The sequence below is a fragment of the uncultured Pseudoalteromonas sp. genome (genome assembly GCF_963922945.1).
In the GTDB taxonomy this organism is placed as follows: Bacteria; Pseudomonadota; Gammaproteobacteria; order Enterobacterales; family Alteromonadaceae; genus Pseudoalteromonas.
On sequence record NZ_CAWUKC010000040.1, the window covers coordinates 1 to 14,537 of the forward strand.

Consider the following 14,537-nt stretch of genomic DNA (forward strand, 5'->3'; position numbering starts at 1 on the left):
AAAAAAGCGTTGCCCTAGAGCAACGCTTTTGTATATTTTTTTACAGCTTACAGCTAATGATTTATTCCGCCGCTAAGTAATCCAACACCACTTGATGGTGATCTTTGGTTTTAAACTTATCAAATAAGTGTTTAATTTTACCGTCTTGGCCTACTAAAAAGGTTAAGCGGTGAATACCATCGTACTCTTTACCCATAAATTTTTTGTAACCCCATACACCAAAAGCTTCTGCAATGGCGTGATCTTCATCGGCTAATAAATCAAAGTTAAGTTCTTTTTTAGTTTCAAAGTTTTTAAGGCGCTTAATTGGGTCTGGGCTAATACCAACAACACGGGTATTAAATTTAGCAAGTTCACTTTGTTGGTCACGTAAGTTCTCGGCTTGAACCGTACACCCTGGTGTAGAGGCCTTAGGGTAAAAGTACACCAGTACTTGTTGCTCTTTTAACAGCTCGCTTAATGTGACTGTTTCATCGTTTTGGTTTTGTAAGCTAAATTCTGGTGCTGTATCACCGGCTTGTAATGGACTAATTTTGTTCATGCTGTGCTCCTTAGCGAATACGTTTAAAAATATAATCTACGTTAAGACTGTGCGAAAGGTTTTCAAAGGTCACTTTAAATTGGTCTATATCAACCTCTACTGGAATATTAAACTCAATTTCGCAGCGCATTTTAGTGTCGGCTTCTTCATCGTAGGTGTCTGACTTTAATGAGCAGATACTAATGTGGTGATCGGCAAAAAAGCGGGTTACTTTACTCAGTGTCCCAGGTGTATCTATCCCTGTATATTCAAGGGTATAGCCTGCGCAAAACTCACTTTCGGTGTGGCCTGAGGTACTGCGCTTCATCATAGTGAGTAAGCCCAGCTCCATGCCTTTAGTGGGTAACGTGTGCTCTATGCGGCTAATGGCCGACATATCACCACTTAATAGCATGGTAAAGGTAAATTCGCTGCCTAAAATAGCTATTCGGCTATCTACTATGTTGCAATGACAATCGCTTACGAGTTGTGTAAGTTCACTTACAATTGCCGGCCTATCTTCGCCAATAGCAGTTAAAACAATTTGATGATTTGAAAATGCAGTCATGAAGTTAAATACCTACGTTTTTTGAAATATAACACCCGTGTTGCCATAGCTCTTTACCCATGCAATGTGTTGCACGGCGGCGAAGTTTAACACAAAACCCGCTCTAAACTATATAGGTGCTTAATTAAAGGCGCTTTAAAGCATTGTGTTCCTTGTTTTTACAGGCACAGGAAAGTACCATAGCTAAAATTTGTCTTTTTGTTGTTATAGATTTTATAGCACCAAGGTGTGAACTTTATTGCAATTAGACAGCCAAATAATAAATGTAAAGTTAATGTTGATTTTACACTGAACCAAATTCGGTATTACCCACTCATATACGTGTAAAACAATTAAAGGGTATGCTAAGGAGAAATATCTGTGCAGTATTGGATCCCAAAAGCACTTGCAGTGAGTGTATTGGTAAGTTTATCTGGGTGTAATGTTTTTATTAATGAAGCGCACAACGAGCGAAATTATCGCGCCCATGAAGGTGTTAAAACCCCGCCATCGTTGTCTCAACCAGCTCAAGATCCGGTTTATAAAATGGATGTGGGCCAATACGATAACAACCCAGAGGCAACAAACTATCGTCCACCAGCACAGGTTTTAACTGTTGCAAAAGGCAGCTGGGTCGAAGAGGGCGACAAAAAAGCCCGTGTATACTTTGATAAAAATGATGGCATCGTAGATTTAGATGAATTTGTATGGGACTCAATTAAAGCGGTTGTTGGCGAAAATAATGCAAAAACCACAAAAGAAGATAAGCTACTTGGTATAATCGAAACCGATTGGTTTGCCATTGTAAAGGCGGAAGAAAGCTGGTTATGGGGCGATGAGGTAAGCGAAAATCTGGAGCGTTTTCGATTTACAATTGAAGAAAAATCGCATCAGCGTACGGCGTCATTGCGCGCTGAGCTTATCGATTTTAAAGGCGATGATACGTTAACCGACTTACTTAAGCAGCAGTTAGAAGTACGCGCACTCAACCAAGTTGTGGCTGAGTTTGATTATCGCTACCGCCAGTTAGAACTAGAAAACCGTAAACGCCAAGGGATTATTTCACTTGAGATGGGCTTTGATAACAAAGGCAACGCAGCCCTTGTTACGGAACAACCTTATGAGGCTGTGTTTGATCGCTTTTCAGGCTTCTTAGAGCGTTTATCGTTCACAATTGTTGAAATTAATACAGACACGGGTTTAATCACTGCTGATTACAATAAACCACAAAGCAGTGTTTGGGATTCTATTTGGGGCGATGATGTTGCACAGCTTCCTATTGAAGAAGGGCAATACCAAATTTTAGTGAGCAAAACTAAAGAAGGCGGTACTAGCCTCACATGGATGGATGATAATGGTGAAACACTTGAGCCAGGTACCATGAACGGTTTACAACAAGCGTTAGAAGCAGCACTTATACAGCGCGGCATCAAAATCTAATAATTAATAATAAGTTTTTACTACAAAAAGAGCGCTTTGCTCTTTTTGTAGTTTTTATGGGTTAAAAAATATGTCTCAGTTACCTCCTCGCACACACTATACGTGGCGCACGTGGTTTGCTTTTTTAGTACCGTCGTTAATTGGTGTGTTTTTATTTATGACGCCAATACCTACCTCAGACGGTATGACTATTCCTATCGCATTAATGGCCAAAGGCGTACAAGCGCTCATGCAAGGCTCAGCGCAAGCGGTTGTTACGCTTATTATATGTATCACGGGTGTTATGTCGGTGATCACCAAAGTATTTAAACCTTCAGTTATTTGCCAATCGCCACTTTTAAAACATTTATTTGATGTGAATGTAGTTTGGTTAGCCGTGAGACTCTTTGGTATGGCGTTTGTGTTGATGACCCATTTGGGGTTAGGTAGCGAGGTTGTTACCTCTGCAAACACAGGGGCTTTGGTATTAAACGACTTGTTACCTGTTTTATTCTCGGTATTTATTCTTGCGGGTTTGTTACTCCCATTACTTATAAATTTTGGGTTGTTAGAGCTTGCAGGCACCATGCTTACCAAAATAATGCGCCCTGTTTTTGGTGTGCCAGGGCGTAGTGCGGTCGATTGTACTGCATCGTGGTTAGGTGATGGCAGCGTGGGCATACTTATGACTGCAAGGCAGTACGACCAAAAACATTACACGCAACGAGAAGCGGCTATTATTGGTACTACCTTTTCGGCGGTTTCTATCACATTTAGTTTAGTTGTTTTAGGCCAAGTGAAATTAGAGCATTTATTTGCCCCTTTTTACGCCACCGTATGTTTAGCCGGTGTGGTTGCCGCTATCATTGTGCCGCGTTTACCGCCGCTTAGCTTTAAAAAAGATTTGCTTATAGATGGCAGTGAGCCAAATCGCGATGCTGAAGCTATTCCTGCAGGAAAAAGCTTAGTAGGGCATTCGCTTGATGTTGCATTAGCTAAAGCCAATAACTCATCGGGTTTTAAAGGGACGCTAAAAGAGGGCACACACAATGCACTTGATATGGTGTTTGGTGTGCTTCCTGTTGTTATGGCTGTGGGTACATTTGCCCTTATTATTGCTGAGCACACGCCGGTATTTCAGTATTTAGGTATGCCGTTTGTGCCATTTTTAGAGTGGTTACACGTCCCCGAGGCACAAGCCGCGGCACAAACTATTATGGTGGGATTTGCCGATATGTTTATTCCGTCAATTTTAGCAGCGGGCACGATTGAAAGTGATGTGACACGTTTTATTATTGCTGCAATGAGCGTAACACAGCTAATTTATATGTCTGAAGTAGGCGCACTGTTACTTGGCAGTAAAATACCCGTCAATATTGCTGAGCTGTTTGTGATATTTATTTTACGTACACTTATTACGCTGCCTGTTATTGCCTTAATGGCGCATTGGTTGGTTGGCTAATAGCGTGTTTTAATTATAAAAAGCCCTGATTTATCAGGGCTTTTTTGTGGCTAGTTAGTTTAATTTACCTTAATGATTAACTTGCTTAGGTGGCAAATTGATACTAAATACGAATGAAGTTTAAAAACGCCTTGCCACTGAAAGAGTTAAAAAGTTTAAACCTGGATTAGGCTCTTTAAATCCGGCGTTTGAGTAATGAATAACCCGAAGCGCTACGTTAGTGTGGCCAAAGTCTGCTACCAGGCCTATTCGGTCTTCAAATTGGTAGTGAGTACTAATATTTTTGCCCGCAAACTTAGTCTCATCAATCAGCGATACACCAATACCTGCCTCAATATAAAACGGGGTATTATGAAAACTAAAAGCAGGAAACTGCAGTACAGGTGACATAGCCAATACAAGGTTAGACTGCGAGTTATCGCCATGGCGGTACTCCCACATATTAACGCTGGTTTCTAAATAAAAGCGCGCATCACCTATTAAGTTTTGTAGGCTCGGAGCGTGATATTGATAAGCCAGCTTAACACCATTTAAGTTACCTTCGCCTTTAAGTATGTCTACGGCATATCCGTGATCAGACTGGGCGAATACCGATTTACCAAATAAAGAAATAGCTAAGATTAGCGTAATAGTAAGATTTTTTAATACCGTTTTCATAACTGCAAAATTAATGTGTGGTTCGAATAAGTAAATAAATGATAAGGGCGGGTTACTCACATTTTCAATGAGGGTAAATAATTGCTTGTTTATGGTGTGTTAACAGGGCCGTGTAACTAATTGAAAGGTAATAATTAATTTTATTGGTGCAAATTTGGCATTAATAAGGTGCTTTTTTGTGTCTTTTTGTCTGGCTTAAAATCGCGTAATTTAGCCTCATCTTAATCACACACTTGGTCACAAACATGAAACTCTTAAAGTCTATTTTTATTATTGTAGCGCTATTCAGTAGCTCGTTATTTGCACAAACCGCACAGTCGCCTCAGCACATGCTTGAGAATGTTGCTGATCAGCTTTTTAGCGATATTGCCAAAGTAAACGCAAAAGGTGATGCGAACAAAGCCGACATGGCGCGTATTGTAGAAACGCGTTTAATGCCAAATATAGATATTAAATTTGTGTCGTTTAAATTGCTGGGTAAGCATATAAAGGGCATTCAGCGTGAGCAAGCTATTCGTTTTATTGATGCTGTTGAGCACTACCTAACAGGTACCTATGCTGGTGCGCTAACAAAGTACACAGGTCAGCAAGTGGTCTTTGAACAAGATACCGCTAAAAGCGACTCTGAGTACGCGACGGTCAAGACACAGATTATCGAGCCAAATGCGCCGATCATCGACCTTCATTTTAAATTACGTCAAGGTAAAGACCAGCAATGGAAAGTGTACGACATAGTTGCTGAAGGGATATCGCTTTTAAGTGCTAAACAAAAAGAGATCATTCAACGTATTTCAGATGTTGGTTTAGAGCAAGTAATTAGTGAATTAAAAAATAAATAATTCATACCTGATTAAGACCCCCTCCAACCACAAAAGCAGCCGCATTTGAGTGTATTGGCTGCTTTTATATTTTCTTAATATTCATCGACTTTAAGCTCGCAGCAAAAAAAAGGTGTGATAGAATATCGCTACGTCGATTAAGCGTGGTGTCAGCTAATAATTGCTATAACTGACGCCTCATCAAGCTACACTGGAGTTGTGCTGTTTTAATGGAAAATGTACTGATTTGGCCAAAGGAATACCCATTACTTATTAAAGGACTTGTAGAACAAAACGGTGCCTTTATTTTAGATGCTTTAGAAGCTTGGCCTGCATGTCGTTCTACTATTGAAGATGACGGTGTATGCACGACTGTGCTACCACCCATTTACTATTTGATCTGGTTAACCCCGCTTGAACCTTTTGAAGAGTGTTATTTTCAGCATATTAGCGAATATGATGAAGACGCGCATGCTTATATTAGTGCTGTTAAAAATCACTATTTAGACAACGAATACACCAGCGAATCATTAGCACTCATGTTGTGCCAGCGCCTTGAAAAGTACGCAAGTGTAGCAGCGCAAAATGCACTGGACACCCCGCTTTCATTGTTTAATTTATTATTTTCTAAACGCTATTTTTCGTTAATAGAACATGCGCTTAACAGTGGTAGCAAATTAAGTGCGCAAGATACATTAGCACTTTGGCAAGAGGTTGATTTTAGAGACCGCTTTAGTGTGTTTTTACCTGGCTCAGTCGCGGATTTAAACGAACTCACTGAGCTTGCCAGTCAAAAAGTAGCAAACGGTAAAGACTATTTTACGCTGTTAACACAAGTATCGCCTGATGTTGATTCTATTGTATTGCTTGAAAAAGCATTACTGGCTCATTTAAGCCAACAAACGGCCAAACAAACTATGGCTATGCGTTTTATAGAGCAAGGCGCGACAGGCACGCTGGCTGATGAAAACAATAAAACAGCTTTTATGTGGGCAGCTGAAAAAGGCTACGTGAATGTAATAGAAACGCTACTGGATAAACAAGATCAAAAAGCGCAAGACAGCTTGGGTAATACTGCACTTCATTATGCAGTACTAGCCAAAAACGAAACGCTCATGGTGCTTTTACTCAAGGCTGGTTACGATTTTAGAGTACGAAATAACGAGGGCCTAAGTTGTTACCGTTTAGCAGTCAGTATAAGGGCAACAAATTTAGTTAAATGCCTCGAACGTGACTTTGGCATTAAAGAGCTTTCGCCAGAAGGGCAGTTTAATCGCATTAAAAAAGTGCATGCTTTACATGCGGTTGTCACTATTTTACTGCCGTTGCAGTTGTATTTCTTTTTTGATGAAAGCACAGACATAAAAAGTGAGCTGACGTTAATTTTTACACTGATTGCATCGGTGTGTTTTTTCTTTGCAGTTAGCTTAAAACGCTGTGCGCTCTATCCACATATACGCCATCCTTGGGGTTTATTTGTATTACGTGCATTTTCACTGTTGAGCTTAGTCGCTCAGCTTGGGCTAGCCAGTATAGTTGCACTTGCTGCGCTGAGTGAATTGGTATAACGCTTAGCAAACTAAAAGCCTAAAAACGCGCTTACATTGCTATGTAAAGCGCGTTTTTTGTATGTATAAATTGTTATTTCAACTTTATACATTAATACTTAGTTTTGCGAAGTCGCATTACTTATCGTACTCGTTAGCTGCTTTTTCCTCTGCAAGCTCTTCTTTAAGTTTACGTATTTTTAATCCTTGCTCTTGCCCACGGTGCCTTGCATAATAGGTGCAGCCAATAAACATGGCAGAGGCAAATACAAGCTCTAATAACACCCATATTAGCTCATTTGGCGCAGCCCACAGCATGGTTAAGCCATGAATAAAATACAACATAACAATAAAGTTAGCCCAAGCGTAAGTGTAGGTGTTGTCCTTTATAAATCCTCTCAAGGGCAACAACAAAGGAATGATAGGTACAAACAGTGATACAACACTTGCGTTGCCATTAAGTGGAGGTACAAAGTACATCCACAGTGGAAATAAAAGTAATAATCCTACATAGCCAAAAATTGCGATGCGCTGAAATTTTACAGTAATCGGCTTTTTAGCTGGGGAGGCAGTGGTATTCATTGAAGTTTTCTCGCAATGTGAGTAAGGCGTTTACCAACGCTTTGGCATATTTTAATTTCATCTTTACTTAACGTATTAGAGTTACTGCTGCCGGCGACGTGCGTGGCCCCATAAGGTGTGCCGCCGGTTTGCGTGGCAAGTAACTCGGGTACTTCGTAAGGTACTCCTAATAACATCATACCGTGGTGAAGTAGTGGCAATGATAAATTAAGTAAGGTAGCTTCATTTCCGCCATGCATGCTGCTTGATGACGAAAATACACAGGCTGGTTTATCTATTAATTGGCCTTTTAGCCAAAGATCGCTGGTGGTTTCCCAAAATGTTTTAGCTTGCGATGCCATCATCCCAAAGCGGGTAGGGGTACCAAACGCAAGGCCGTCACAATTTATTAAATCATCTTTTGTAATGACTATATCGTGCGGGTTTTTAGCTACAAAAGTACGCAACTCGGCTGTGGCACCCTGTTGCTCTATAGATTCGGCTATTTCGTGCGCCATAGCCTCAACCGAGCCATGGCTTGAGTGGTACAGAACAACTATGCGGGTCGTCATTATAATACGCTTAATACGTTTTCAGGCGGGCGGCCAAGGGCTGCTTTACCGCTGTTTTGTACAATAGGGCGTTCAATCAATTTAGGGTTGTCTACCATGGCGTTTACTAGGGCTGACTCGTTAGTTTCTTCTTTTAGGTTTAGCGCTTTGTATGCGTCTTCTTTTGTGCGCATTAGCTGCCGAGCTGAACTAAAGCCTAATTGGTCTAAAAGTTGGCTTATTTGCTCGTGGTTAAGCGGTGTTTTTAAATATTCGACTACGTTTGGCGTTACGTTGTTTTGCTCAAGCAGAGCAAGCGTTTCACGCGACTTTGAACAACGCGGGTTATGATAAATAGTGACTGACATACAATAGTTTCCAAAATGTAATTTGCCGCTATTTTAGGTCAAGCGCTTGCAGACTTAAAGCCTTGCAAGCTCTTTTTGTAAACGGCGGTACTGCGTAAGTAACGCTTTTAGGCGTTGCTGTTTAACCAACTCTTCAGGTTCTACGAAGTTAAGCGCTTTTTGGATTTCGTCTGCGGCCTTGATATATGCACCATACTGCGAAAGCACATCGGCGTTAGCTTCGTGATAAGCAGCAAGCTTATCTTGTTTTTTGTAAGCATCGGCTAATAGCTGTTTGCCTAAGTTGTGATCGGGCTTTTCAAGTAAAAAGCTTTTTAAAATATTCTCAGCTAACTCAAATTGCTTAGCCTCTAATGCTGCATTGGCATAGTTTAAAGTAATCACTTGGTTGTTAGGGCGATAGTTATTTAGTTCAGCCAAAAACTTTACCGCTTCGTCGGCCTTTTTTTGTGCAATGAGTAAATCGGTATGGGTATCGATATAAAATAAGTTTTTTGGATTTTGTGCTAATAGCGGCTCTAAAATCTCGGCGGCTTCATCGAGTTTATCTTGATCAAGTAAGCTTATGCCCAAGCCGTATTTCAGTGCGGCGTTGTTGTAACTATTTTCGCGCATTAATTTTTTAAATAAGGCTTCGGCATTTTCTGGTTTGTTGGCGTAACGTGCAAGAACGCGGCTTTTAGCTAAATTAAACTCTAGGCTAGGGCTCAAATGACGTACAGGATATTGCTCTGCACGCAGGCGCACATCAGACACACGGCTCTCTGGTAATGGGTGAGTCAGTAAAAACGCGGGGGGCTTATATTTATATCTTATTTGCGCAGCTAGTTTAGTTAAAAACTCACTGGATGCACGCGCATCAAAACCGGCGTTATTGAGGGTTTGCATCCCAATTCTGTCAGCTTCTTGCTCAGCAGCACGGCTATGGGTTAGTTGGCTAAACGCAGCTTGAGTTTGGTTAGCCGAAATAATAGCAATCCCTGCATCCGGTGCCACCACGGTGGCTAAAATACCGGCTATCATACCGGCAATTGTGAGTGCGCTGTTGTCTTGTTGTTGCTGAATACGACGAGCTAAATGGCGTTGAGTTACGTGTGCTATTTCATGCCCAAGTACAGAGGCAAATTGGCTTTCGTTATCTGATTGCGCAATCAGCCCAGTATGCACACCAACGTGCCCACCATAAAAAGCAAAGGCGTTAATTTCATTGTTGTTGACCCAAAAAAACGAAAAAGGAAAACGCACGTCGTTTGCATTTGCAACAAGTTTTCGTCCAAGCGTGGTTAAGTATTCATCCAACACTGGGTCGTTCACAACCGGTGATGAGCCTCTTATTTGCATCATCATGACTTCGCCGATGGCTTGCTCTTTTTCAAGTGGTAAAACTTGCAAAGCAGACGTGCCTAAATCAGGCAGAGTAAAGTTAGTTTGCGCCTTTAACGGCTCACTAACCAATAGGCTAAAGGTAAGCGCGGCACTACATAAAGTGATAAAGGCTGATTTTAGCTGCATTTTATTCCTTGTTAATTTGTTCACCGATAGCAATTTTAGCGATGTCGATTTCGTCGCTGCTCGCGCGACTGTCTTTTTCGCACAATTGGTAGAGTTCTTTTATTGTGACTCCATCGAGCTTTACAACGTTCAATTCTAGCTGCAAAAATTTAATAATTTTATGCACTACTTTATGTGCATGTAAAATAATAGCTTTATCTGCTTTGTCACCACGCTCAAAATAAAAGCCAATAAATTTATGCAGCTGATTTATACGGATCAGGTTTTTCATTGAGTGCGGATCCCATACTTTAAATTCCATAAAGCGGTTATCTTTAATATATTGATCAATAATTATATCTTTTGCATAGGGTTGCGCCCACAGCTCAAAGCCACGGTCAGTAAAAACTTGATGTAGTGCTATTCGGGGTTTGTGTTTGGTGTGTATTTCACCAAAATTATCTTCATAGCCCTCAAGTAAGTCTAAGTTCCAATTGCGTCTGTTAATTAGACTTTTAACCGCTGTATCAAATCCGTGCTCTAATATTCCTTCAGCCTCACTGACCGAAGAGGCAACAAGATGATAAAAAGGAGGAAGCTCTCCCCAGTTTATCTGTTTTTTATACCAATTAATCTCTTTGAGAGTTGGATTACTTGGTAGTTGCGCTTTATTATGCGTGCCAGGCATTAACTCATCCTTACTGCTAACTATCTTGTAAGAATAAACCATTGCAGAGGGAGTTTTAAGAAAAAGTTACTGCTGTTCACACTTTATAAATAGAATGACCGACAATATGCGACTTATTATTCATTTTACTAGGCGAGTAAAGTAGTTATGTTAGAGTGCAATTTAAAACAATTTAAATGCCCGCAACAGTTTGTGCAATTTAAATTAGCGCTACGCAACGCTCAGGCATTAAATCAGGCAATAACGTTTAGTATAAATAACGACGAGAGTGCAGCTGATATAACGCGCTTTTTAACTAAAAATGCATTCACTTATGAATTCGATAAATACTTAGGGCTATTACACGTGGAGCCATTACATGTTTGAATATGTTAAAACATGGTACGAAAGGAAGTTCTCAGATCCTCATTCAGTCACCTTACTTTTCTTACTTATTGCCTTAGCGGCATTATTGTACTTTTTTGGTGCGTTAATTGTGCCGGTGCTTGTAGCGCTGGTGATTGCGTATTTGCTTGATTGGCCTGTTGTGCACTTAGAGCGCATTGGTTTAAAACGATTTAGTGCAACAGTTATTGTGATGCTGGTATTTACAGGGGTTATGCTCACACTTATTTTAGTTATAGGCCCTGTACTTTGGCAGCAAACGAGCAATCTAGTGCAAGAAACCCCGCACATGGTAGAGCAAGGTAAGTCGTTTTTAATGGCGCTGCCGCAGCAATACCCCAGCTTGATAAGTGCTGAGCAGGTGCAAGCTATTGTAGCCAGTGTAGAAGCCAAGGCGCTGGAGTTTGGACAAGTCATTGTATCGTTTTCGCTTACTTCGTTAAAAGATGTTGTAGCGTGGCTTATTTATTTGGTGCTTGTGCCGTTACTGGTGTTTTTTATGCTCAAAGATAAGCTTGAATTAACAAGTAGTGCTGCCACACTGATTCCGCAGCAGCGGCGATTAATTTTGCAAGTGTGGCACGAAATGAATCAGCAAATAATGAATTACATTCGAGGCAAAGTCTTTGAAATTTTAATTGTGGGCGGCACCGCGTTTATTGCTTTTACGGTACTTGATTTGCGCTATGCGGCATTACTCGGTGTACTAGTTGGGTTTTCGGTGTTGATTCCGTTTGTGGGCGCGGCGTTGGTAACTATTCCTGTTGCGGCGGTGGCGTTATTTCAATTTGGACTTGAAACGCAGTTTTGGACCATTTTAATCATTTACGGAGTTATTCAGGCGCTTGATGGCAATGTATTAGTGCCATTGCTGTTCTCTGAGGCCGTTGACTTAAATCCGGTATTTATTATTGTAGCTGTGTTATTTTTTGGTGGCTTATGGGGATTTTGGGGGGTGTTTTTTGCCATTCCTTTAGCCTCGCTTGTAAAAGCATTAATCAATGCTTGGTCTTCTTCGCACGAAGAAATAACCAAAGAGATTACCGAGTAAAAACAGCATAGGTATTTTTAGTATAAAAAAGTATAGTTAGCGCACCAAAGTTACTAATTGATTATTACCCAATCTTCCTAAATTTATGTAGTATTGGGTATAAGATATATTTTTTAGTAATAAAGGTGCGTTTTAATGTCTGAGTTTTTATTGCACAATGAGCAAACTAGCCAAGTTTATCTTGATGCAAACGCTACAACACCTGTTTTACCTTGTATTGCTGATGTGGTTTCTCACACGATGCAAATTTGTTTTGGTAACCCTTCAAGTCCACACATTAGTGGTATACAAGCCAAATACTTGTTAGAACAGACTAGACAAAATGCACGCCATGTTATTGGTGCGCCCGACGGCGATATTTTGTTTACCTCTGGTGCGACAGAAGGTATACAAACAGCCATTGTTTCAACACTGATCAGTGCCAAAAACCACACTATTAAAAACCCTGTATTATTGTATGGCGCGACTGAACACAAAGCTGTGCCCAACACTTTACAGCATTGGAATAACGTACTGGGTATAAATGCCCAGTTGCTGGCTATTCCTGTTGATAGCCAAGGGCTCTTAGACTTAGCGTTTATTAGCGAACATATCGAAAACGCGCTGATGATTTGTACTATGGCAGTGAATAACGAAACCGGTGTGTATCAAAACTTAGATGCGATTGAAACGGCAATTCGTAGTCACAACAAAACGGTTTCTTGGATGGTTGATTGTGTACAAGCATTGGGGAAAAAAGCGCTTTCGCTAAGCAGTACCAGCATTGATTACGCCCCCTTTTCAGGCCATAAACTCTATGCCCCTAAAGGAATTGGTTTTTTATACATTAAAAATGGCAGTGCATACACCCCTTTTATTGCAGGAGGCGGACAAGAAAGTGGTATGCGCTCTGGCACCGAAAACTTGCCAGGCATAGCAGGGCTTAATAAGCTTTTTAATTTGCTGCTAGATCAAAACGATGGCACGTTTAAGTCGGTTGAGGTACTAAATAGCTACAGAGCACAGCTGCACAGTGCATTGCAAAACACCTTTGGTGCTATCACATTCAATCATGAGTTTACACACTCAGTACCCACCACGCTTAATTTTGCTGTTGATACGCTCACCTCCAAAGAGGTGATAGATTTATTTGATGCAGCGGGTATTAGAGTCAGTGGTGGCTCTGCATGCAGTACCGGTGCAACACGTAGTTTTGTGCTTGATGCAATGGGAGCCACTGATTGGCAAAGTGAAAATGCTGTTAGGTTGTCGTTTGGGCCTGCGGCAACACAAGCGCAAATAACTCAAGCCTGTGAGCGTATAGCATCATTAAAAGCGGTATTAGAGGCTAATTGTTTAATTGTCTCTGATAGTGTGACGCCAAATCAAGAAGTATGCGCTATTGGCTTAACTCAGTTTAGGCACAAAGGTGCATGTAGTTGGTTGTATGTTAGTGATGATAACAGTACGGTGATTATTGACCCCGTAATAGAGCTTATACCGCGCTTTGAAAAAATAGTAAGTACACAAAAGCTCAAAGTAAAAGCTATTTTAGATACCCACAAGCATCAAGAGCGTCCAAGCGCAGTGCCTTTATTAAATGACGTACTTGACATAACACCTACAACGCAGCAAAACATAAAGCTTGGTGCAAAAACATTAATCACTTTAGCAACCCCAGGACACAGCGAAGATAGCGTGAGTTACCTCCTAAAAGAGGACACTACGGGGCATGTTGATTATTGTTTTTGTGGTGACTTAATTTTACCGACAGGGCTTGGCAATACCTCACTTGAAGGGGGCAGTGCAGTAAAAATGGCGCAATCACTTACAGCCCTTGCTGAACAAGTAACTGACGATACTGTTGTGTGCTCAGGGCATGACTATCAGCAGTGTTTTGCTATTGACTGGCGAACTGTACAAGCGCACATCCCACTACTTAGTCAATTATTAGAAAATAAAATTACTACAGTGCAATTTGCTGAGCTTAAAACACACAGCGATCAACAGCATATGCAAAGTAACGATCAGTTGTGCGGGTATGTAAATGCGGCAATACAAACAACCACTCAACAGTTAGACTACGAGCAAGCAAAAGCACTATTAAAAAAACAAAACGTGTATTTAATTGATACGCGGGAGCCTTATGAGCATGGCACACATAATGTGGCTGATGTGTTTGCCTCGTCTATGACTAATATGCTCAATATTTCACTAAGCCGTATGGCTAATGCCATAGTGCAAAAACAATTAAATCCGCAGCACACCTATATTTTAATATGCCGAAGTGGTAACCGTTCTAAAGTGGCAGCGGCGAATTTGCAGCAGCTAGGTTTTGGCAAAATTTATAATGTAGTGGGTGGTCTGGCTTTGCTAGGTTAGTTTTTCAACCTAGCCTTACAAAAGCCACTGATGAGGCTAGGTGATGCATATTATGCTTAATTCATGAATATTTAATAAATATTGTTTAAACTATTAAATGCTTAAAATTTGT

15 protein-coding genes are annotated in these 14,537 nt (G+C 40.8%); 7 read left to right on the forward strand and 8 right to left on the reverse strand.

Going from position 1 to position 14,537, the window contains the following annotated elements; translation table 11 throughout:
- Positions 1-61: 61 nt before the first annotated feature.
- Both bcp and AABI99_RS10125 read right to left on the reverse strand, forming a co-directional pair.
- The gene (gene bcp / locus AABI99_RS10120; protein WP_337849740.1) at positions 62-541 is read right to left on the reverse strand and encodes a thioredoxin-dependent thiol peroxidase; all 480 of its coding nucleotides are present in this window, start codon (positions 539-541) and stop codon (positions 62-64) included.
- Between the two features lie 10 nt (positions 542-551).
- Positions 552-1,088 (reverse strand): ACT domain-containing protein, encoded by a 537-nt coding sequence (locus AABI99_RS10125; RefSeq protein WP_338365611.1) that lies wholly within the window; start codon positions 1,086-1,088, stop codon positions 552-554.
- Between the two features lie 360 nt (positions 1,089-1,448).
- Between AABI99_RS10125 and bamC the strand changes: the two genes are divergently transcribed.
- Positions 1,449-2,507, forward strand: coding sequence for an outer membrane protein assembly factor BamC (gene bamC, locus AABI99_RS10130; RefSeq protein ID WP_338365612.1), 1,059 nt, complete (start codon positions 1,449-1,451; stop codon positions 2,505-2,507).
- Between the two features lie 70 nt (positions 2,508-2,577).
- Positions 2,578-3,948 (forward strand): YjiH family protein, encoded by a 1,371-nt coding sequence (locus tag AABI99_RS10135; protein ID WP_338365613.1) that lies wholly within the window; start codon positions 2,578-2,580, stop codon positions 3,946-3,948.
- A 120-nt stretch (positions 3,949-4,068) separates the two neighbouring features.
- Here the strand turns inward: AABI99_RS10135 and AABI99_RS10140 are convergent, their stop codons facing one another.
- A complete protein-coding gene (locus AABI99_RS10140) occupies positions 4,069-4,605 on the reverse strand; it encodes an acyloxyacyl hydrolase (RefSeq protein ID WP_338365614.1) in 537 nt (178 codons plus the stop codon).
- A 245-nt stretch (positions 4,606-4,850) separates the two neighbouring features.
- On the opposite strand from AABI99_RS10140, the gene AABI99_RS10145 reads away from it, so the two are divergent.
- Positions 4,851-5,444, forward strand: coding sequence for an ABC transporter substrate-binding protein (locus AABI99_RS10145; protein WP_338365616.1), 594 nt, complete (start codon positions 4,851-4,853; stop codon positions 5,442-5,444).
- A 209-nt stretch (positions 5,445-5,653) separates the two neighbouring features.
- Complete coding sequence (locus tag AABI99_RS10150; protein WP_338365617.1) at positions 5,654-6,991, forward strand: ankyrin repeat domain-containing protein; 1,338 nt, start codon at positions 5,654-5,656, stop codon at positions 6,989-6,991.
- A 117-nt stretch (positions 6,992-7,108) separates the two neighbouring features.
- On the opposite strand, the gene AABI99_RS10155 is transcribed toward AABI99_RS10150, so the two are convergent.
- The 5 genes from AABI99_RS10155 to AABI99_RS10175 are packed head-to-tail and all read right to left on the reverse strand — an operon-like array spanning position 7,109 to position 10,629.
- Complete coding sequence (locus AABI99_RS10155) at positions 7,109-7,552, reverse strand: DUF2069 domain-containing protein (RefSeq protein ID WP_338365618.1); 444 nt, start codon at positions 7,550-7,552, stop codon at positions 7,109-7,111.
- The gene (wrbA, locus tag AABI99_RS10160; RefSeq protein WP_338365619.1) at positions 7,549-8,103 is read right to left on the reverse strand and encodes an NAD(P)H:quinone oxidoreductase; all 555 of its coding nucleotides are present in this window, start codon (positions 8,101-8,103) and stop codon (positions 7,549-7,551) included. The genes AABI99_RS10155 and wrbA overlap by 4 nt, the downstream gene beginning before the upstream one ends.
- Complete coding sequence (arsC, locus tag AABI99_RS10165) at positions 8,103-8,450, reverse strand: arsenate reductase (glutaredoxin) (protein WP_338365620.1); 348 nt, start codon at positions 8,448-8,450, stop codon at positions 8,103-8,105. Before arsC ends, wrbA begins: the two co-directional genes overlap by 1 nt.
- A gap of 54 nt (positions 8,451-8,504) precedes the next feature.
- Positions 8,505-9,962 (reverse strand): M48 family metalloprotease, encoded by a 1,458-nt coding sequence (locus AABI99_RS10170; protein ID WP_338365621.1) that lies wholly within the window; start codon positions 9,960-9,962, stop codon positions 8,505-8,507.
- Between the two features lies 1 nt (position 9,963).
- The gene (locus AABI99_RS10175; RefSeq protein WP_338365622.1) at positions 9,964-10,629 is read right to left on the reverse strand and encodes a hypothetical protein; all 666 of its coding nucleotides are present in this window, start codon (positions 10,627-10,629) and stop codon (positions 9,964-9,966) included.
- Positions 10,630-10,776: 147 nt separating this feature from the next.
- Here AABI99_RS10175 and AABI99_RS10180 point away from each other — a divergent pair, with 147 nt between their 5' ends.
- The 3 genes from AABI99_RS10180 to AABI99_RS10190 all read left to right on the forward strand — a co-directional run bounded on the left by AABI99_RS10180 (position 10,777) and on the right by AABI99_RS10190 (position 14,425).
- Entirely contained in the window at positions 10,777-10,995 is a 219-nt protein-coding gene (locus AABI99_RS10180; RefSeq protein WP_338365623.1) for a hypothetical protein, read from the forward strand.
- Entirely contained in the window at positions 10,988-12,064 is a 1,077-nt protein-coding gene (locus AABI99_RS10185) for an AI-2E family transporter (protein ID WP_338365624.1), read from the forward strand. The genes AABI99_RS10180 and AABI99_RS10185 overlap by 8 nt, the downstream gene beginning before the upstream one ends.
- A gap of 135 nt (positions 12,065-12,199) precedes the next feature.
- Entirely contained in the window at positions 12,200-14,425 is a 2,226-nt protein-coding gene (locus AABI99_RS10190) for an aminotransferase class V-fold PLP-dependent enzyme (RefSeq protein ID WP_338365625.1), read from the forward strand.
- Positions 14,426-14,537: the final 112 nt, after the last annotated feature.